The sequence below is a fragment of the Carnobacterium sp. genome (assembly GCF_040274425.1).
This window is the reverse complement of sequence record NZ_JBEMBC010000001.1, coordinates 1-21,039: the sequence shown is the minus strand read 5'-3', so window position 1 is coordinate 21,039 and position 21,039 is coordinate 1. Positions and strand designations below refer to the sequence as shown.

The 21,039-nt window shown below is 34.2% G+C and carries 21 protein-coding genes; 13 read left to right on the top strand and 8 right to left on the bottom strand.

The annotated features are described in order from the left end of the window. Position 1: 1 nt before the first annotated feature. The 3 genes from ABS911_RS00105 to ABS911_RS00095 form a co-directional block, all read right to left on the bottom strand. A complete protein-coding gene (locus ABS911_RS00105) occupies positions 2-409 on the bottom strand; it encodes a GtrA family protein (RefSeq protein WP_350465766.1) in 408 nt (135 codons plus the stop codon). Then, positions 393-1,373 (bottom strand): glycosyltransferase family 2 protein, encoded by a 981-nt coding sequence (locus tag ABS911_RS00100; RefSeq protein ID WP_350465687.1) that lies wholly within the window; start codon positions 1,371-1,373, stop codon positions 393-395. The genes ABS911_RS00105 and ABS911_RS00100 overlap by 17 nt, the downstream gene beginning before the upstream one ends. Positions 1,374-1,622: 249 nt before the next feature. Further along, a complete protein-coding gene (locus ABS911_RS00095; RefSeq protein WP_350465686.1) occupies positions 1,623-2,408 on the bottom strand; it encodes a glucose-1-dehydrogenase in 786 nt (261 codons plus the stop codon). Between the two features lie 236 nt (positions 2,409-2,644). On the opposite strand from ABS911_RS00095, the gene gpmA reads away from it, so the two are divergent. Beyond that, a complete protein-coding gene (gpmA, locus tag ABS911_RS00090) occupies positions 2,645-3,331 on the top strand; it encodes a 2,3-diphosphoglycerate-dependent phosphoglycerate mutase (RefSeq protein WP_350465685.1) in 687 nt (228 codons plus the stop codon). Between the two features lie 49 nt (positions 3,332-3,380). Here the strand turns inward: gpmA and ABS911_RS00085 are convergent, their stop codons facing one another. Beyond that, entirely contained in the window at positions 3,381-3,833 is a 453-nt protein-coding gene (locus tag ABS911_RS00085) for a hypothetical protein (protein WP_350465684.1), read from the bottom strand. A gap of 186 nt (positions 3,834-4,019) precedes the next feature. On the opposite strand from ABS911_RS00085, the gene ABS911_RS00080 reads away from it, so the two are divergent. From ABS911_RS00080 to ABS911_RS00070, 3 genes are all read left to right on the top strand, one after another. After that, the gene (locus ABS911_RS00080; protein WP_350465683.1) at positions 4,020-4,406 is read left to right on the top strand and encodes a hypothetical protein; all 387 of its coding nucleotides are present in this window, start codon (positions 4,020-4,022) and stop codon (positions 4,404-4,406) included. A 202-nt stretch (positions 4,407-4,608) separates the two neighbouring features. Beyond that, complete coding sequence (gene ndk, locus ABS911_RS00075) at positions 4,609-5,010, top strand: nucleoside-diphosphate kinase (protein ID WP_350465682.1); 402 nt, start codon at positions 4,609-4,611, stop codon at positions 5,008-5,010. Positions 5,011-5,596: 586 nt separating this feature from the next. Continuing rightward, complete coding sequence (locus ABS911_RS00070) at positions 5,597-6,052, top strand: hypothetical protein (RefSeq protein ID WP_350465681.1); 456 nt, start codon at positions 5,597-5,599, stop codon at positions 6,050-6,052. A gap of 295 nt (positions 6,053-6,347) precedes the next feature. Here ABS911_RS00070 and ABS911_RS00065 read toward each other — a convergent pair whose 3' ends face one another. After that, on the bottom strand, positions 6,348-7,886 hold the full coding sequence (locus tag ABS911_RS00065) for an ATP-binding cassette domain-containing protein (RefSeq protein WP_350465680.1): 1,539 nt from the start codon (positions 7,884-7,886) through the stop codon (positions 6,348-6,350). 893 nt (positions 7,887-8,779) lie between these two features. Beyond that, a complete protein-coding gene (locus ABS911_RS00060; RefSeq protein ID WP_350465679.1) occupies positions 8,780-9,064 on the bottom strand; it encodes a hypothetical protein in 285 nt (94 codons plus the stop codon). A 609-nt stretch (positions 9,065-9,673) separates the two neighbouring features. Between ABS911_RS00060 and ABS911_RS00055 the strand changes: the two genes are divergently transcribed. Beyond that, positions 9,674-10,627, top strand: coding sequence for a macro domain-containing protein (locus tag ABS911_RS00055; RefSeq protein ID WP_350465678.1), 954 nt, complete (start codon positions 9,674-9,676; stop codon positions 10,625-10,627). After that, the gene (locus ABS911_RS00050; RefSeq protein ID WP_350465677.1) at positions 10,624-11,628 is read left to right on the top strand and encodes a DarT ssDNA thymidine ADP-ribosyltransferase family protein; all 1,005 of its coding nucleotides are present in this window, start codon (positions 10,624-10,626) and stop codon (positions 11,626-11,628) included. Before ABS911_RS00055 ends, ABS911_RS00050 begins: the two co-directional genes overlap by 4 nt. Positions 11,629-11,694: 66 nt before the next feature. Here ABS911_RS00050 and guaA read toward each other — a convergent pair whose 3' ends face one another. Further along, positions 11,695-13,245 carry a glutamine-hydrolyzing GMP synthase gene (guaA, locus tag ABS911_RS00045; protein ID WP_502880483.1) on the bottom strand — a complete coding sequence of 517 codons (1,551 nt, stop codon included), beginning with the start codon at positions 13,243-13,245 and terminating at the stop codon, positions 11,695-11,697. Between the two features lie 115 nt (positions 13,246-13,360). Then, entirely contained in the window at positions 13,361-14,284 is a 924-nt protein-coding gene (gene coaA / locus ABS911_RS00040) for a type I pantothenate kinase (protein ID WP_350465675.1), read from the bottom strand. Positions 14,285-14,501: 217 nt separating this feature from the next. On the opposite strand from coaA, the gene ABS911_RS00035 reads away from it, so the two are divergent. From ABS911_RS00035 to ABS911_RS00005, 7 genes are all read left to right on the top strand, one after another. Continuing rightward, the gene (locus tag ABS911_RS00035) at positions 14,502-14,747 is read left to right on the top strand and encodes a hypothetical protein (protein ID WP_350465674.1); all 246 of its coding nucleotides are present in this window, start codon (positions 14,502-14,504) and stop codon (positions 14,745-14,747) included. 27 nt (positions 14,748-14,774) lie between these two features. Beyond that, positions 14,775-16,133, top strand: a complete 1,359-nt coding sequence (locus tag ABS911_RS00030) for a tripartite tricarboxylate transporter permease (RefSeq protein ID WP_350465673.1) — start codon at positions 14,775-14,777, stop codon at positions 16,131-16,133. A gap of 52 nt (positions 16,134-16,185) precedes the next feature. Further along, the gene (gene mvk, locus ABS911_RS00025; protein ID WP_350465672.1) at positions 16,186-17,130 is read left to right on the top strand and encodes a mevalonate kinase; all 945 of its coding nucleotides are present in this window, start codon (positions 16,186-16,188) and stop codon (positions 17,128-17,130) included. After that, positions 17,123-18,109, top strand: a complete 987-nt coding sequence (mvaD, locus tag ABS911_RS00020) for a diphosphomevalonate decarboxylase (RefSeq protein WP_350465671.1) — start codon at positions 17,123-17,125, stop codon at positions 18,107-18,109. Before mvk ends, mvaD begins: the two co-directional genes overlap by 8 nt. A 42-nt stretch (positions 18,110-18,151) precedes the next feature. Further along, entirely contained in the window at positions 18,152-19,228 is a 1,077-nt protein-coding gene (locus ABS911_RS00015) for a phosphomevalonate kinase (protein WP_350465670.1), read from the top strand. Between the two features lie 42 nt (positions 19,229-19,270). Beyond that, on the top strand, positions 19,271-20,341 hold the full coding sequence (gene fni, locus ABS911_RS00010) for a type 2 isopentenyl-diphosphate Delta-isomerase (RefSeq protein WP_350465669.1): 1,071 nt from the start codon (positions 19,271-19,273) through the stop codon (positions 20,339-20,341). 107 nt (positions 20,342-20,448) lie between these two features. Continuing rightward, on the top strand, positions 20,449-21,039 hold a 591-nt coding region (locus ABS911_RS00005; protein WP_350465668.1), incomplete at its 3' end, for a helix-turn-helix domain-containing protein.

Genomic DNA, 21,039 nt, shown 5'->3' with positions numbered 1-21,039 from the left:
ATCACTCTCCTTGCTTAAAGATAAAGAATTTACTGAATGCATAATTCAATACCACAACGATAAATTGTGTAATGATTTTTGCAACATTCGCATTCAAATTCAGACCGTCAACCAACAGCCACATACTTCCCATATCAAAAACAGCCGATAGTAAACGGAAAGATACAAATAAACTAAATTCTTTTAACCATAATTGGACTGTCGGTGTAGAGGATTTAAAGACATATTTTTTATTGGTAAAAAAAGCAAATAAAATAGATACAACAATAGCAATTGCATTTGCAAATAAATAATGTACTTCAAAAACCGAATCAAATAAATAGAAAACAACGATATTCACTACCGTTGTTAATCCTCCAAAAATCAAATAACCAATTAATTCTTCATACTTGCTAACGAGATTCTTTATCTTTGTCATCACTTACATCCATCTCTTTCTTCATTTCTTTTTCTGAATATTCTTGAATAAAGTATACCGGCCGTTCCTTCGTTTCGACAAAAACTCGACCTAAGTATTCTCCGATAATACCAAGTGAAATCAGCTGAATACCACCTAAAAATAAGATGCCGGCAATTAAAGAAGGATAGCCAGCAACGCTTGTTCCAAATAACATCGTTCGAATAATTTCAATCGTCAAATAGACAAAGGCAAACACCGAAATGATAAACCCAATAATTGACCAAATTCTTAAAGGCATCGTACTGTAAGATGTTATGCCATTTAAAGCCAGATTCATCAAAGCTGACAACTTCCATTTTGTTTCTCCCGCCACTCTAGCTTCTGCTATATAAGAAATTTCTTTCTTTTTAAATCCTATCCAGCCATACATTCCTTTTGTGTAACGTTCATGCTCTCTCAATTGAGTCAGTGCAGCCACACATTTTTTGTCTAGTAATCTAAAATCACCTGCTTGCGGGTAAACCTTTACTTTAGCAACTTTTTGTAAAACACGATAATACATATCAGAGGTCCATTTTTTTAGCCAAGTCTCCCCTTCGCGTTCTTTACGCACAGCATAAACATCATCGTAGCCTTCTTCCCACCAATGAATCATTTCAGCAAATGTTTCTGGAGGTTGCTGAAGATCGGCATCAATAATAATCAGTGCGTCTCCTTTAGCATAATCAAATCCTGCCAACATGGCTGTTTCTTTCCCAAAATTACGGGATAAATCCACATATTGCACACGTGAATCCTTTTCCTTAAAAGCTTTTATCTGCTCAAGCGTTCTATCGGTACTGCCGTCATTCACGAATAAAAATTCAAATGCATACTGAGATAAACTACCACAGACGCTATCTAATTTTTCATACATTTTGTCAATTACTGCCTCTTCATTGTAAGCAGGAATCAATATTGTAATAGTTTTCATTCAATCTAACCCTTCATTATCGTACATCGAACCCTTAATTGTAACCGTTCGTTTCTTAACTAGTATATCTTACAGCAAAATAGACGTCTAATTTTGCACCTCTTAAATGAGAAATTTCTTTTAAATTCATTAATCATCCACATAAAAAAGCCTTGAACAATTGCTATTCTTAACCAATAAACGGCTATTTACTGGGTTAAAAACTGCATTATTCAAGACTTTTTAAACATTTATCCATTTTATAAGTCTTTAACCTTCACCTTTTTCAAAAGATGGATACAACGTCATACCGCCATCAACGAACAGCGTGGTACCTGTTACATAACTTGATTCATTAGAAGCTAGCCAAGCTGCAGCTGCTGCAACTTCTTCCGGTTTTCCAATGTAATTCATCGGGATCATGGTTAACGTTTTTTCTTTTTCTTCTTTATTTTCAAATTTCTCAGCATTGATTGGTGTATTGATCGCTCCTGGAGCAATGCTGTTTACTCGAATCCCTTTATGCGCATATTCTAGTGCAATGGTCTCATTGAACAATTTCACCCCACCTTTACTAGCGGAGTAATGCGCGAATGTGGGCCAAGGAATGCGTTCATGTACAGAAGACAAGTTAATGATGTTTCCTTTTTTATCATTTTCTAAAAAATGATTTAAAGCTGCTTTAGAGCCCAGAAAAACGCCGGTTAAATTCACATTGATGACTTTATCCCAGTCTTCTAAAGTCAGTTCATGAGTAGACACTTTATTTTCCATTCCCGCATTATTGATCCACAGATCTAAATCGCCAAAATTAGAAATTGCTGCATCTAATAGAGCTTTTACACCTTCTTCACTACTAACATCAGCTTGAACTGCTACAGCTTCTCCGCCAGATTTTTTAAGCTCCTCTACTGTTTCTTCTGCTCCTTCTTTATCGCTGTGGTAATTGATGACTACTTTCATTTTTTCTTCTGACAACCGTCTAGCAATTGCATTTCCAATTCCTTTTGAACCACCTGTAATGACGGCTACTTTGCTATTTAAATCAGTGTACATCTAATCCCTCCTATTTTAACTAACTACTATATACATATTACATACTCAAAATAAGTATAGCTCATAAAAAAATGAGCGTCTATTTTCAACACTCGACAGCCCACCTCTTTCATTACAAGAAAAGTTCTTCATCACTATGCAGTAAGAGCTATTATCATATGATTAGCTTTTATAAAAAACAAGAGTAAACTAAAGAGGAAGTTTGCATTCTATTACAAAAGAAGGCGGTGTTCAAATTGAAACTTATTTTTGTACGACATGGATTAAGCGAATGGAATAAATTAAATCAATTTACAGGGTGGATGGACGCTGATTTAAGTGAACAAGGCTATGAAGAGGCACGTATGGCAGGACAAAAGATAAAAAATGCTGGAATCAATTTTGATTTTGCTTTTACGTCTGTCTTAAAAAGAGCCATCAAGACTTGCCATATTGTCTTAGAAGAAGCGGATCAATTGTGGGTTCCAGAAACAAAATCATGGCGGTTAAATGAACGTCATTATGGGGCTTTGCAAGGGTTAAATAAACAAGCGACAGTTGAAGAATTCGGGCCAGAACAAGTCCTCATTTGGCGTCGTTCATATGATACTCTACCACCATTATTGAAGCCAGATGATCCAAACTCTGCATTAAATGATCGTCGCTACGCTAACCTCCAAAAACGGACCATTCCAATGGGCGAAAGTTTAAAAGTCACGTTGGAACGTGTGATTCCCTTTTGGGAAGATCATATTGCTCCAGCTATTTTAGACAACAAGACCGTATTGATTGCTGCTCATGGAAATTCGATCCGGGCTTTGATCAAATATCTAGAAGAAATATCGGACGATGAAATCATGGCTGTTGAAATCCCGACTGGCCAACCGCTTGTTTATGAACTTAATGAAGAATTGATTGTCACTAAAAAGTATTATTTAGACTAACAAAAATCCATCCTTTCTCGAAAGACAGGATGGATTATTTATTTTATTACTATGTAGACTGTTGGCCCACAAGTGTCTGGCATTTTTCTATTTCTGCTAATGCTTTTTCTAAATTATTTTTGTGCCATTTCGTTCCAGCAGCAAATTTATTTATTTTTAAAGGCATAACTCGTTCGCCCGCTGTAAAGGTTACCTTGTGTAGTAAAGTATTTTTACCCACTTCGACCGAGTCTAATTCTTCAAAAGGCATGATGATTGGTTCTTTTTTTGCATCTATTTTTCCAGTTACTTTATGAACGGGCAACAAAATAACTTTATCTTGTTCCATACATAAAATAAAATAAGAACCTTTTGCCAACTGTGCATATGCTCCAAATAGCACTAAAGATCCTGTAGAAGGCATAATTTGTGCCCACACAGCTGTGCTTTCTGTCATTGGACTCAATAACCCGTTAGCTTCTAAATTTGCTAATATCTCTTTTTCTGATAACATCAATCCCATATTAATTCCTCCTCCATATTATGCAGTTAATATGTTATTGAATAAGTATACAAAATATTATAACATTCTTATCATTTTTTCACTATTTTTTTACTTTATATTTTGGTATATACCTTTACTAAATTAAAATAATGCAGTACTCTTGTAGCGCATTAAAATGATTTATCAAATAGGAGGGGTTTTAAGATGAATTTAAATTTTTCCGATGAAGACTCTCGTGATATAGAATGCATTGTGAATTATTTAACTATAACTAAAGAAGAATATTTTTTAAATCTCCATAATAAAAATACGATTACTAAAGAAACTTTACAGGATAGGCATAATTTCAAATTATTTATCGAAGATTATCACCATATGCTGGAAAATCTACACGATTACAACTTCACATTAAAAGATATGATTGAACACAATAATGATACCAAAGTTAATGATGCTATTTTATACTTTCTAGATACGACAATTAAAGACCCTATGGTACTTGCTCAAATATACAACATCTATAAAAATCAAAATAAAATAGGCTCTTCCTCTTTTCAAAAGCAAACCGGATTATCACATGAGCAAGAATAAACATAATAAGTAATTCTATAATATAATTAACTTTTTGAAAAACTTTGGTGTACATTAATAGAACAACCTTCGTCTTTAACATATAGATAAAATAAAATCTAGTCTTACTCTTTCCCCCTACCCCACAAAGTGTGGTCTTCTACGCAAAAAAAGCCTTAACGTGTTAAGATTAGATTAATAAACTCTTAGGAGGTTTTTTAACATGACAGAAAAAACACTTGTATTGATCAAACCAGATGCTGTAGAACGAAATCTAATTGGGAGAATTCTAGTAGAATATGAAAGAAATGGTTTGAAAATTTGTGATATGAAATTCATTCATGCCTCTACTGAATTAGCAGAAAAACATTATGCAGAGCACCAGGGAAAGCCGTTTTTTAACCGCTTGGTTGCTTACCTTACAAGGAGTCCATTAGTTGCTCTCGTTTTGGAAGGCGACAATGCCATTAGTCGAGTTCGGGCATTAAATGGGACCACAGATCCTGAAATGTCCCCAGACAATACCATTCGTGCCCTTTACGGTCTTAGTTTATCTGAAAATACCGTTCACGCTTCTGACTCGAAAGAAAGTTCTATTAGAGAACAATCGATTTGGTTTGGCTAAAAAATCGGGCTAAATAAAAATATATTTTGGTATTAACCGATAAGTCTATATTTATTAGTCAAATGAAAACTTTTTTAATGTTCATTTAATCAATAATTCTACTTTATTAGTCAATATGGAAACTTATTTAGACCTCATTTAATCAATAAGCCAACTTATTAGTCAAATAAAGCTTTACCTGACACCTATTTAATCAATAAGCCTAGATAATAGCTCTTTTCCTATTGAATACATTATTTTGAAAAAGACCAGAATACAAAAAAATTAAATTTCTTCTGGAATGGACGGATTTGCTTGTAGAGAGCCATGGGACTGTCCGAAGCCTATAGTCTTCGAGATTTTCAAGCTTCAAACAAAGTGTAATCGCTGAAGCGAAAACGCTTTGTAATTCTCATTGAATCCTTTACATGGCAACAAGCAACTCCTATTCCTCCAAAAATTTCATGTACTATTCAGTTAGTAATCGTACTGAAAATACCTTGGCCTTTCTTCGATAGATGATTTATCTAATTATAAAAAAACATCTGGTTTATTTACCTATTCTTTATTGTATACTTAAGAAAAGCTCTACTATAGGAGGCAAGAAATGAAAAAAACTGTCTTATTTTTGATGAGTTCTATATTTTTAAGTGCCTGTACGACAACCAATACACTACATACATTTTCAATCGATGCTCGAACAAAAGATGTTGCTCTTGAAAATCTGGTAATTGTAACAAATGGAACTGAATTATATATTCAACCAACCTATCAACTATTTGCTATTGAACATACGAACAGCGACACTGCTGATTTAGTTAAACAGGCCGGTATGGGTTTCTATGATGAAGAGGATAATCTTTTTTTCTCCATCAGTACTGGCGCAAACCAAGACGGAATCTTAGACACACGTACTACTCCATTAGATGATGATTTAGTTGGATTTGTTGTACCTTCTAAAAATATTGAATCTGGAAAAGATATGTTTATCGAATTTGTTTATGAAAAAGATAATCAAGAAGTAACAGAAAAAGTAGAGGTAGCGCTTCAAGAGATCAAGTAATTTTTGTCCACATTGCTCGAAAAGAAAAGTAGACTATTAAATGAAAGATAAATTTTATAAGTATAATTTAATCGGTGAAAGTATCACTGTGTTTGGTATGTTGGTTCAATAGCACACCAAATCTTTTTTATCGGTTTAGCCATACAATTTTATGCTTTATACTTTTATTTTAAAGACAAACAAATTAAATATACCAGCATAGTTAAGAATAGTTAAAAAAGTACTATTATTCCATAAAAAATCCTAACCCTATTGATCTAACAATAGGGTTAGGATTTTTTCATTTACTCTTAATCTATTCCATCTCTACCTGAATCAATCCATCATTTTTCATTTCATAGACATGGTCGCAGACTTCTTTTAAAAACATCCGATCATGGGAGATAGTAATAATCGATCCTTCGAAATTTTTAAATAACTTTCTGAGTTCTGGTTGGGACAGCGGCGAAAAATTTCGTGTCGGCTCATCTAGGAGCAACATATTCGGTCCCAACAAATCGATTTTCAATAATAACAATTTGGCTTGTTGCCCTCCTGATAGTGACCGGATTGGATGATGCATTTCATCTGTCGTAAAACGCATGCTTCCTAGGTAAGTCATCACTTGAGTGCGTTCTTCACTGTCTCCGGTTTCACTCAGAAATTCAACCGGTGTTTCATCCATCCGTAAATACTCAGCATAATTTTGCGGCATATAGCCAGCTGCAATGTCGGTACGCTGCTTTAATTCTACCCATAATTGCTTCAACAGTGTACTTTTGCCCACCCCGTTTTGTCCAACGATCCCTATTTTTTGAGGAGACCGAACCAGCAAGTTCAATGAATGAGCTAAAACTTTATCTCCTAATTTCACACTTTTATCTTCCAAATGGAGAATGGTTTTATTTGCAGGAAGGGATTTAGTATTTGAGAATTTCACTAAAATAGCATCTGCTTTTAGTGGAATATCTTCAAAATTTTCCTTTTCGCGTTCAAACCTTTTGCCCATTGATTTTACTGCATGCATTTTCTTTTTTAATAACCTTGCTCCAGACGGATCTTGCCGTGAGATGGCTCCTTGTGCATGGTGTACACTGCTTTCAACTTGTCGGTATTTATCCATTTGTTTTTGGTGTTCTTCCCGCTGCTTGTTGGCGACTTGAGATTGGTGTTCATAGCGTGCTTCTTTTTGTTCAATGTATTCTTTATAAGATAATTTGGACACAGTCGAGACGGGTACTGTCTTGTGCCTTAATAGCTCAATCTGAATGACTTTGGTCGCTGTCGCTGCGAGCAGAGATTCGTCATGCGAGATGAAAATAATCGTTAGTGGTGTAGATTTTATAAAGTGCTCTAACCATTTGACTGTATCAAGATCTAAGTCGTTGGAAGGCTCATCAAGCAATAGCAAATCAGGATCTGTCGAGAGTGCTTTTAGTAGCTGGACTTTGATTTTTTCGCCACCGGATAGACTTCCTAACTGTTGCGAGCTTGTTAACCTGTCAGCATCAAATCCAAGTTGCCCTACTAATTGATAAAGCATTTGATAGTCCATGTCCATAGCATCTGCTTGTCCAAAAAAGTACTGATCAACAGTATACTCCATATATTCTTGCGGTAAGGATTGCGGCAAATAGATGGTACGGCTGAACTGGTTGATCAATTCCCCTTCTGCTTGAATATAAGATTCGATACTTTTATCTTCAAGAATCCATTTTAATAATGTTGACTTGCCATTTCCTTCTTCCCCGATAATGGCTACCTTTTCTCCAGGATTGACTGTAAAACTCAAGTCCCTGATGATTTCTTTTAAATCCATTAAGTGGTGTAAGGTCAAATTTCTCACTTGTAACATATTTATTCCTCCTATCTAATAAATAAAAACGACCGCCAGCAAGTTTCTGCAGACGGTCGGTCAAGTTCAATTAAACAGAGAGAATCCTAGTATGTCTATAGATGGCAACTCTATTACCGATTCAAAAAGTTGTTTAAATGATGTATCTAAAAAAACCGTTGCAAAGAAACCTACCCTATTGGCAGAAAAAAGTTTCTTCTTCAATTACGATTTGTTTTAGATAGTGTACATTTAAGCACAACCTTTCGATTTGTTAGGTACATTGTAGCAAGGATATGTATTTTGTACAATAATTATGTCACCTTAAATGAGTATATGTACTGAAGTTGCTTCTAATGATATCATCTTAGATACAATAATATTATTCTCTAAGAAATACTAGTTTCTTAGAGATCATTTTGTAAAAAGTTATACTTATAGCCTTCCCCCTTAAAGAACTTTTGAAGTTATCATAATGAACTGTTTTTTATTAAAAGATAAATGATATTGCTTTGAAATCTGTTCAATAGATTTCAAAGTTTCCTTATTAATAGATTTCATAAAACTCTCAATCCCTTCAATTAAAACTGGAGTACACTTATCTAAATATTTTAATTGAAATTTTGTTAATTTAGATCTATTTCCCTCATACTTACTCCAATCACCCAATGAATTAGGTTGGTATCCTAGTTCAACATACCAAAGAGCAACTAGAATGTTCTTTAATATCAATGTACATGATTCACAATAGTTGGTCTCCTTACGTTCTTTTCGACGATATAATTCATGAAAAAAAGCAAAATACTTTGATATTAAATCATCAATTCGTTTTGTGTAATGCGATAGACTAATTCTTTAGCTTTACTTTTTAATTCGTTTAAAAAACCTTCTTTATCAAAAATAATAAGTATGTTTTACAACCAAACAATAGGCATTAAATCTGATTTATTGTACACAAATATATCTAACTTAATAAAGTTGTTAAAATGAATGACTGCATAAGAAGTTGATTTTGTTTCAATAAACATTATTTCATTAAGCTCATCCACAAATAGTTGAATGAATTCTTTTTTCAAGTATGAATCATTAAGCAAAATTCTCAAATCAATATTTGAAAAAGAATTTTCATTTTTTGCAGCTATCGATCCTCCAAGAAAGATACCCTCTATTCCTGAAAAATCTGAGACTTTTTGTATCAATAATTTTAAAAGATCTTGTCTATTTTTCGCAAGTTACCCTACATTCATGTCCTAACCTCGTTTTCTTTGTATAATAATTATAGTATATCATCAAAAGGTTGAAAACGAAGAACACATCAAATAAATAGAGATAGTTTATAGCTATAGAAACATTTTCACTTCTATCTAAGTTTAAAAATGTATTCTTATTAAGAATTACATATATTTAAAATTTGAGAGTCAGTACAATTAGTAATATGTAACGTAAATTCAGTAAAAAGAAGAATATTATGTAGATTTTAACTAAAAAATAAAAAAAGAAAATATAAATATAAATAAAATCTAACAACAGAAATATATTGTAATTCCAAAAAAAATTTCTTGATTAAAGAAGTATCTACAATACTACAATATAACTTAATAATTCCCTTTGATACCATAGTATGAAAAAACGAATTATGGTATCATAAGTATGCTTCTTTGTCTATTATCTATATGTATATATAAATTTAAAAAAATGATTTATCTAGTTATTGAAAATTCAATTATTAACTATTTGTGTATTTTATCTTTCATTCTACGATACTATTATATCTATACTAAATTATGTGCAGTAAAGGGGGGATAAATTTGCTATTATATGTTAAACAAGATATATTTCAAAGTCAGGCTCAAGTACTCGTAAATACTGTAAATACTGTTGGAGTTATGGGAAAAGGTATAGCTAAACGCTTTAAAGACGTATACCCTGATATGTATTATCAATATAGAGAATTCTGTGAAAATGGGTTATTACAGATTGGAAAATTGTGGCTATATAAATCTCAAAATAAATGGATTCTTAATTTTCCTACTAAGCAACATTGGAGACAACCTTCTAAAATAAATTATATAGAAGAAGGGTTGAAAAAGTTTGTTGAGACTTATGATGAAAAAGGAATCACATCAATTTCATTTCCACAACTAGGTTGCGGAAATGGTGGTTTAAACTGGGAAAAAGAAGTTAAACCTTTAATGGAAAAGTACTTGAAACCATTGCCTATAGATATTTTCATTCATATTTATGATTCAAAAAATAATAACGTTGAGCATATGAACGTTGAACAAACATTACAATGGTTGCATAATAGTCCTAGAAATTTAAGTATAAAACAATTATGGGATGATTTAGTTATTAAAATCAAAAATAATAATAACAAATTAGATTTTGATGGTCATTGGAATATTAATGTTTACAATGAATTTGAGGACGCAGAACATTATGGAACTTTTTATGAGAATGATGGTTTAGAAAAATATATTGAATTAAAAAATGACGGCTATTCCATAAAAATTACTGAAGATAATTTATTAGACATATGGATAAAATTAAGAGATTACGGATATCTTTTTGATTATGATCTTCCTGTCGAATTTTCGTATAATAATGATACTCAAATAGTTTTTAAATTATTGAATTTATTAGATTACCTAGAAAATATTTTTCTTTTGAATAATAACGGTAGCGAAACTTATGGATTAACAGTTAGAAATAGTAATTTACCTATTTCTGATAATTTTTCAGATGGAGGTAGTTTAATATGACAAATGAAGTCCCGTTAACTTTTGATTACATTGCTGACCAGTTATACGAAGGAAATATATTTACCGGATTACATCCTATGATTAGAAAAAGCTGGACAAGATACTGTTACCATTTCAGTCACATTGATAATATAATCTCAATCCTAAATATTGGAAAAGTATATTCTCGTTCAAAATCTAAAGAGTTAGAATTAATGCAAAATGATAATGCAAGTCAAGACGTTATCAACCAAACTAATATTCTAGTGAAAGACTATGTAAGACTTTACTTTAGACCTAAAACTCCTACACAATATCATAATGAAGGATTGAGAAATTTAAGAACAACAACAAATTTAAATGCCCACTGCCCATTTCCTGTATTTTTACTATTTGATCTAAAACAAGTCTTAACATCTGAAAATTCTTTTTTTTGTAAACATAGTTTAGCGCATAGTTCGGAATATCACTTATGTAATACACCGCTTGAACTGGCTAATTTTCCATTTAGTAAAATATATCATGATCGATCTTTTTCAGGTGCTCAAAGAAATGAAATCATATCACATAGACAGGCTGAAATAGTAGTTCCAAATGAAATGTCTCTAAATACTCTAAAAAAGATTATGGTAAGAAGTATTGCTGAAAAAGAAACCCTAATGTATATGCTAAGTGATGATAGCAAAAAGAAATATAATGAGTTGATACAAATTGATAGTAAAAAGATTGTTTTTTTTGGACGTTGGACATTTATTGAAGAAGTGATAGGTATGTCTAATAGATTCATTATTAAGACAAATCGAGGGGAACAAGTTACTAATTACCACATCCAGGTAGCTCTAATAGATAATGCTACAAGCATAACTTATACATATGATAACAATACATGGCCATGTGTACCTGAATTTGAAATTAGTTTTCCTACTGATATTGCAAACTACACTCTAAAAATACTCTTAAATCAAAACATAGTATATTGGAATAATTTCAACATAGATGCCAAACTAGATTTGCCTTATTAACAGTTCTGCTTTTATTTATTAATAATGAAAAAAAAACTTAGAACCCTTAAAGGGCTCTAAGTTTTTTTATTCCCACTCAATTGTTGCTGGTGGCTTGCTCGTAATGTCATACACGATGCGGTTAACGTGTTTTACTTCATTTACGATACGGACAGAGATTTTTTGCAAGATATCCCATGGGATGCGGGCAAAATCACTTGTCATACCATCAATTGAAGTTACTGCACGAATTCCGATAGTGTAGTCATACGTACGTCCGTCTCCCATTACTCCGACACTGCGGAAACCAGGAAGAACAGTGAAGTATTGCCAGATGTCACGGTCAAGACCGGCAGCAGCGATTTCTTCTCTTAGAATGTAGTCGCTATCGCGAACGATTTCTAATTTTTCTTCTGTTATTTCACCGATTACACGAATTCCTAAACCAGGGCCTGGGAATGGTTGACGCCATACTAAGCTTTCAGGCATTCCTAATTGAATTCCTAATTCACGAACTTCATCTTTAAATAAAGTATTTAAAGGTTCGATCAATTTGAATTGCATATCTTCAGGAAGTCCGCCTACATTATGATGTGATTTAATTGTTTGAGCAGTATCAGTACCACTTTCGATCACGTCAGTGTAAAGCGTGCCTTGAGCTAAGAAATCAACACCTTCAAGTTTTGTTGCTTCATCATCAAAGACATAAACAAATTCATTTCCGATGATTTTACGTTTTGTTTCTGGATCGCTAACACCAGCTAATTTAGTCATAAAACGTTCTTTCGCATCTACACGAATGATGTTCAAGCCAAATTTACCAACTAAACTTTCCATTACTTGTTCGCTTTCGCCTTTACGCAATAAGCCGTGGTCAACAAAGATACACGTCAATTGATCGCCGATTGCTTTTTGTAATAGAACTCCAACAACACTTGAGTCTACTCCGCCTGATAATCCAAGCAATACTTTCTTATCGCCAACTGTTTCGCGAATAATTGCAATTTCAGATTCAATGAAATCAGCAATGCTCCAGTTTCCTTCACAACCACACACATCAAAAGTAAAGTTTTTCAACATTTCATTTCCGTGTTCTGAATGACGTACTTCAGGGTGAAATTGAACTGCATGGAAATTCTTTTGTGGGTTAAACATTGATGCAATTGGACAATGTGGGCTAGTTGCAGAAACAACAAAACCTTCTGGAACTTGAGTAACTAAATCTCCATGGCTCATCCAAACTGTTTCATTTTCAGCTAATGAGTTAAATAAAGGAGCTTGTTGTTCATTAATATTGATGCTTGCTTTACCATATTCTCTATTTTGACTGCCTTCAACTTTTCCGCCTAAAGCAGTTGTCATTAATTGCATACCATAACAAATCCCTAAAATAGGAATACCCATATTAAAGATTTCAGGATCAACAGAAAATGAGCCTTCATCATATACACTCATTGGACCGCCAGAAAAAATAATCCCTTTTGCATTCATTCCTTTTAATTCTTCTGCTGTCACTTTATGAGACAACAATTCAGAATAAACTCCTAATTCACGAATACGTCGTGTAATCAATTGGTTGTATTGACTTCCAAAATCTAGTACTATCATTTTTTCAACATTTGTTAAATCTGTAACCATTACCACACATTCCACCCCAAATTATTATTTTCAACTTTATTTTTTTCTATATTTTTTCATTTTACCGACTATTTCAGCGTTGGTCAACCGCACATTTATTGTATCCCTTACCACTTTAATACTTTTTTAATAAAAGTTGATCAATATAATGATTTTCTGTTTTATGAATGATCAATTCTGCTCTGTTCTTAGTAGGAGAAATGAACTCTTTTAAATTCTTCAAATTTACTGTTTCCCATACTCCACGAGCCATTTCGAATGCAGCTTCTCGGTCCCCGTCAGCATAAGAAGAATAATAATTTCCTGGCTGTTTGAACGCTGTACTTAATAGCAGACCAAAACGTTCTAAATACCATTTCTCTATTAACTCTGCTTCAGCATCTACAAAAATAGAAAAATCAAAAAAATCACTAATATAGATTTGTTGATTTGCTGGAAGCTGCAATACATTGATGCCTTCAACAATTAGTATATCCGGCTGTTCTAATACATGTTCTTCCCCTTCAATAATGTCATAAAACTCATGAGAATAGACGGGTGAAACAACGGATGATTTGCCGTTTTTTACATCTCCTAAAAATGAAATCAATTGCTGCATATCGTAACTTTCTGGGAAGCCTTTACGGTTCATGATTCCTTTTTCTATCAACGTTTTGTTAGGATACAAAAAACCGTCTGTGGTAATCATTTCTACAGATTTATCTTTATATACTCTTGAAAGCATCGTCTGTAGTAACCGTGCTGTGGTACTTTTTCCAACGGCTACACTTCCAGCAATTCCAATGATATAGGGTTTTTGAAGTGTGTCTCTCTTTAAAAATTTATTTTTTTTGGCTTGTAGCTGTTCATAATTTTTCAAATACACATCTAAAACGTGAACAATCGGTATGTAAACCTCTTCCACGTCTTTAATTGAAATTTGGTCATTCAACCCTTTTAATTCTTCTAATTCATTGGACGATAATGGAGCAATGCTATCAATGTTTAATTTTTTCCATTCTTCACGCTCAATGATATGAAATGTAGCAGACTCTTTCATATAATTATAGATCCCCCGAGTTCCTAGACTTCCGAACTATTGTACCAAAATTATTGCTTGTTTTATAGTTTTTATTCTTCCTTACCTTTGGAAACAGTTTATCTTTAAAGAAACTTAACTAGCCATTTATCTTATATATAGTGTACTATATATTCTGGTATAGCATTATACGATTACAATCCATCCTATTAATAGGATACAATTAAGGGAGATCGCAATGAAAAAAGGGAAACAAGAAAAATTTGAAATTTGGGGAGACGTTGTTGAATTAAAAGATTTAATCATTTCCATCCTTTTATCTAGTGGGTCTACTATGGGTGCTTATTTTTTGGCTCCAAGTGACGACAAAACCAAACAACTTTTTTTTGGTCTAGCAGGTGCAGTGATTGGATTTATTCTTTCAACTCTGTTCATTAAACCAAAAAGAATCGTTACGATAGAAGACGAACAAGAGAACAGTTAAGAACGAGTATTGGAGAGAATAAAAATTATGGATTTGTTATTATTGGTTCAAATGGTCATAGCTGCTCTTGCAGCAATTGTTTTGTATACTTTTATAGGTTTCATCCCTGGTACCGATGAAACATCTGTCTTAATGCCGGTTACGTTAGCTATTATTTTATCTGGGGTACAACCCATTATTGTATTGACTTTTTTTATCGCAGCAATCGTGACATTAAATTTAACCAATTCAATGCCGACAGCTTTAGTTGGGCTCCCTGGCGGAGTTCTTTCTAGCCCTATGATTGAACATGCGTTATACTTAAAAAATCGAGGCATGTCCGAGATCACGATCAAAAAAATGGCTTCTGGAGCTTTAATTGGAACGCTGATATCTGTTCCAATTGCTTTATTGTTAGCTGATTTATTAACACCTTTTGCAGAAATCATTCAACCTTATTCTTCACTTTTATTTGTTATTGGAGCTATTTTTCTTTCTTTAATAGGAAAAAACAAAATTTTATCGTTAGTGAGCATTCTTCCATTAGCGATGCTTTTCCAAGGGTTGCGCTATTTATACTGGGGAATTGGTGTTGTGCCAAAAGACACTAATATTACAACCTCTTTCTTCTTAGGTATCACAATAGGACCTTTGATTATTTCTCTTCTTTCGCTGTTAAATAAGGCAAATCGTGAGAAAATGTTGACCGATGAATATAAAAAAATTACGTTACCTAAAAGTACTTCTGCTCATCAAACAATAAATCCTTTCAAAGTATTATCCAAAAGTGAGTTAAAACCTGCTTCCCTATCTGCGCTTTTTTCAAATTTCCTTTTTGTCTTAAGTCCAGTTGGGTTGATTATTTTATTTGGCGAATTAGTTGCAAATAAAAAACAGGATCCTGTTGAAAAAGCTTCTACTGCTATTATTACGATGAGTGCTTTAGCACAATCAACGTACCTTTCTGGTATTATTATTCCATTGATAGCTTTAGGTATTCCTTTATCTCCTACAGCTATTGGGCCAGGAAGTCCTTTGTTTAATGCTCCTCCCGTCTTTACCGTTGATCATAACTTGCATCACATATTGAGTACAACCGAATTCACCATTGCTATTTTGATTGGTTCAATTCTTGCTGCACTTATCAGTTACATCGTGATCAATCGATATGCTGGAAAAATTTCGCAATTCGTTTTATTAAAAATTCCACATGAAGCTATTTTAGGACTATTCATTTCCTTTATCCTATTGTTAGCTTATATGGATGCTGGTTTAATTAACATCTTTGGTGTTCTTTTAATTGGAATTGCAAGTGGCACATTAAATAAAATGGGCATGAATTACGGCATTCAATTTATGACCTTATATGCTGCTCCATGGCTAGTTGAAAAAATCGCTCAAATTTAATAGTTCCTGATTTGAGTTCGATTACTATATTACGGAATAAAGGAGTTACAACATGTTGAATCTAAATAAACCAGCGCTAGGAAAAGCTAATGGAAAAATCATTTTAATGGGGGAACACTCTGTGGTTTATGGAGAACCCGCCATAGCCATTCCTTTTCCTGCAACACACATCCACTCGACGATTACGCCCATTGAAGGGCCGGTTCAATTAGATTGTGTCTATTATCAAGGAAATCTAACTTCAGCTCCTCAACATTTAGAAAATCTAATAGCTGTTGTCGAATCGACAGTGAATGAATTAAAACAAGAATTAAAGCATTTTAAATTGACCATCGAAAGTACCATCCCCGTTGAGAGAGGAATGGGCTCGAGTGCTGCAGTAGCCATCGCGACAGTTCGTGCACTTTTTGCTTATTTTTCAGTCCCTCTTACAGATGAAAAACTTTTAGCATTAGCCAATATCTCAGAAACAATTGCTCATGGAAATCCGAGCGGCTTAGATGCTGCAATGACGAGTGGTAGACATCCACTTTATTATATAAAAGGAAAACCCTTTGTGCCTTTTAGTTTATCTCTATCTGCCTATTTAATTGTTGCTGACACAGGTTTAAAAGGTCAAACTAGAGATGCTGTTGCTAGTATTGCGCAATTAAATAAAGAGAATACCGAAACAACCATGGATGCTATCCATGGTTTAGGTGACTTGGCACGACAAGCAAAATTTGCAATTGAATCTGCTAATCCTGTAACATTAGGGTTAGTCATGAATGAAGCTCACAAAACACTTTCATCTTTAGGTGTAAGCAACGAACGATTGAACCATTTAGTGAGTACAGCAAGATCTAACGGAGCATTAGGTGCAAAACTTACGGGTGGCGGACGCGGAGGTTGCATGATTGCTTTAGCAGCCGACAAAGACACAGCTGCACGTATTTCAAATACTTTACTAGATGCTGGTGCTGTAAATACATGGACACACCAATTAGGAGATGAATAAGTTGAGTAATGCAAGAAAAGTACGTGCCTATACAAATATTGCCTTAATTAAATACTGGGGAAAGCGCGATGATGCTCTTATTTTACCTACGAGCAGTAGTCTTTCTCTCACTTTAGATGCATTTTATACTGAAACTTCTGTGTCTTTTGATCACTCTATTGAAAAAGATACGTTTTACTTAAATGATAATCTTCAAGATGAAGCTGCTACTCAGAAAGTTAGCCGCTTTTTAAATTTGTTTAGAGAAACAGCCGATGTAAAAACTCCTGCAATCATTAAAAGCACCAATTATGTTCCTACAGCTGCAGGACTGGCTTCATCTGCTTCTGGAATGGCTGCTTTAGCTGGAGCTGCTAATTTAGCAACTGGCTTAAACCTGTCTCCTCAAGAACTTTCTATTTTTGCAAGACAAGGTTCGGGGTCAGCAACCCGCAGTATTTATGGTGGTTTTGTTGAATGGCAAAAAGGAACCTCTTCAATGGATTCTTATGCTGTCAAAATTGACGATGCTGCTTGGGATATTGGTATGCTTGTTGTGGTAGTAAATAAAAACCAAAAAGAACTCTCTAGTCGTGAAGGCATGAAACAAACCGTTGCAACGTCTCCTTTTTATTCAGGATGGGTCGAAAGTACTGCGGTTGATCTTGTGAATATCAAGAAAGCTATCCGTGATCAAGACTTTGAACAAGTTGGCGAGATCACAGAAAGCAATGGCATGAAAATGCATGGAACTATGTTAGGGGCTAACCCGCCAATTTCTTATTGGGAACCGGATAGTGTTGTAGCTATGCAACTCGTAAGGCAATTACGTAACCAAGGAATTCCTTGTTACTTTACAATGGATGCCGGCCCAAATGTTAAAGTGCTTTGCCGTTTATCTGACAGTCAAAAAATAAAAACAGCCTTTTTAAATTACTTTAATGAAGAACAACTGATTATCTCTGGTCCTGGACATGACCTACAAGAAGTTACGTTCTAACAGTCTAAAAAACAAGGTTCACTATTTAGGAGGAATTACAGTATGATTGAAGCTTCTGCACCTGGTAAGTTGTATATCGCGGGAGAATATGCCGTTGTTGAACCAGGTCATCCAGCTATCTTAGTAGCTGTAGATCAATTTATTACCGTCTCACTTGAACAATCGGAACGCGTAGGAAGTATTACCTCTTTTCAATACGGAAATCTTCCTATTTTATGGAAACGTGAAAATGATCGTTTAGTACTTGATAAACGTGAAAATCCTTTTCACTACATTTTAGCCGCTATCCGTTTGACCGAAGAATACGCAAAGGAACAAGGAAAAGAATTATCCTTTTATCACTTAACCGTTGATAGTGAATTAGACAGCTCACAAGGTAAAAAATACGGTTTAGGTTCGAGTGCAGCTGTTACCGTTGCTACTGTTCAAGCATTGTGTCGTTTTTATGGCATTGAAGACAACAAAAACGTTATTTTCAAATTAGCAGCTTTAGCTCATTTATCTGTTAAAAGTAACGGTTCATGTGGTGATGTTGCTGCTAGCGTTTATGGCGGATGGCTAGCCTTTACAACTTTTGATCCTACATGGGTATTAGAACAAAAAGAACACAGCACAGTAAAAGAATTGATTGAAATGAAATGGCCTCATTTATCATTTACGCCACTAACTCCTCCAAAAGACTTACGTTTAGTTATTGGATGGACTGGTTCGCCGGCTTCTACTTCTCATTTAGTAGATGAAGTAACCAACAAACGCAGCCAAGATGCGATTGCATATGAGACCTTTTTAAAAGAAAGCAAACACTGTGTTAACGCAATGATAGATGCGTTTCAAGAAGGAAATGTAAATGAGATTCAACGTCAAATAAGAAAAAACCGACAACTTCTGCTTCAAATGAGCCAAGACACCTCTGTTACGATTGAAACACCTGCTTTGACTAAATTGTGCGCAATGGCAGAAGAGTTTAAAGGAGCTGCTAAATCATCAGGTGCTGGTGGCGGAGATTGTGGAATTGTTATTTTCAATCGAAAAGAAGGCTTATTGTCACTGATTACAAATTGGGAAAAAGAAGGAATCATAAATCTTCCATTACACGTATTCAAAAAATCGGATCAGTAATGCCCCCTTTCTTATGGATAAAAAATTTTGGAGGAGCACATTATGAAACCTACGAATAACCGAAAAAATGAACATGTTTCTTTAGCCGAAAAATTTGCTAAAGAGACACGCAAATCAGATTTTGATTCTTTCCGTTTTGTTCACCATTCTTTTCCTGAAATGAGTGTAGCTGATGCATCTATCTCTACTTCATTTGCTGGTCTAGAAATGGCGTCCCCTTTTTACATTAATGCAATGACTGGTGGAAGCACTTGGACAAAAAAGGTAAATGAAAAATTAGCTTTGATTGCTCGAGAAACTGGAATCGCTATGGCAACTGGTTCGATCAGTGCAGCTCTTAAAGATCCTTCTGTTAAAGACAGTTACACTATTGTCAGAGAAGTTAATCCAAATGGAGTAGTTTTTGCTAACTTAGGTACAGGCCAAACACTTGAAAACGCTAAGAAATCTGTGGACTTAATTCAAGCTGACGCTCTTCAGATTCATGTAAACTCACCACAAGAAATCGTTATGCCAGAAGGCGATCGCGATTTTTCCAATTGGTTAACAGAATTAGAAAACATTGTCCATCATTTAGCTGTACCTGTCATCGTTAAAGAAGTCGGGTTCGGAATGAGCCGAGAAACTATCCAGCAATTGACTTCAATTGGTGTAAAAACCGTTGATATTAGTGGACAAGGTGGAACAAACTTTGCCCAGATCGAAAACTATCGCCGGACTACCGAGAAGTTTGATTATTTAGAAGACTGGGGACAATCAACCGTTATTTCTTTAGTAGAAGCTCAGCCGTTTATCAATGAAATAGAACTTTTGGCCTCAGGCGGTATACGTAATCCCTTAGACATCGTTAAATCCTTATCCCTGGGAGCAAAAGGTGTTGGCATTTCCGGTCTCTTCTTGCACATGGCTTTAAGAGATGGTGTAGAGGCTACTATTTTAGAAGTAAATGCCTGGAAGAAACAAATCACATCAATTATGACTCTGCTTGGGAAAAAATCGATTAAAGATCTAAGTCAAGCTGATATTATCTTGCTTGGAGAAGTAAAAGATTGGTGTGATCTTCGCAAGATCGACGCTTCTATCTTTGCTAATCGCTCTTCACAACAGCACTGATTCTTCTAATGCAATACAAAAAAGGTCAGCCAGTGAATGATATGCTCCCAATATAGTAGACAGTAGAAATAATAAAAATTCTACTTTACTATACTGGGGGTATTTTTTTGCGTAAAAATAAACGCTGGACAATTGAAGAAAAATTAGAAGCTGTATTGAAATATTTAGATGGAAGTAGTTCTAAAACGACTATAGCTAAGCAAGTTGGATGTCACCCAACTGTTATTGGAAAATGGGTATCTGCCTATCGGCAGGATGGTATTCAAGGGTTAGAGAAAAAAAGAACAAAAGAAAATTATACTCCTACATTTAAAAAGAAATTAATCAATGAAGTTCAAAATGGATTGACTCAGGTCGAAGTCATGCATAAATACAATTTAAGCTCTTCTTCTCTTTTAGCATTATGGATCAAAGAGTATACTAGTGGTATTAAACCATCTAGTAAAGGAAGATATTTTATGGATAAAGGAAGAAAGACCACTTTTGAAGAGCGTCTTGAAATTGTTCGATATGCATTTGAGAACCAGAAAGATTATCAGTTAGCAGCAGATAAATACCAGGTATCATACCAGCAAGTATATGGTTGGGTTCGTAAATATGAGCTTGATGGTCAAGATGGATTAATTGACCGTAGAGGTCAGAAATCAAAACCAAGTAAAAAAATGTCTGATTTTGAACGTCTAGAAGAGGCATTAAAG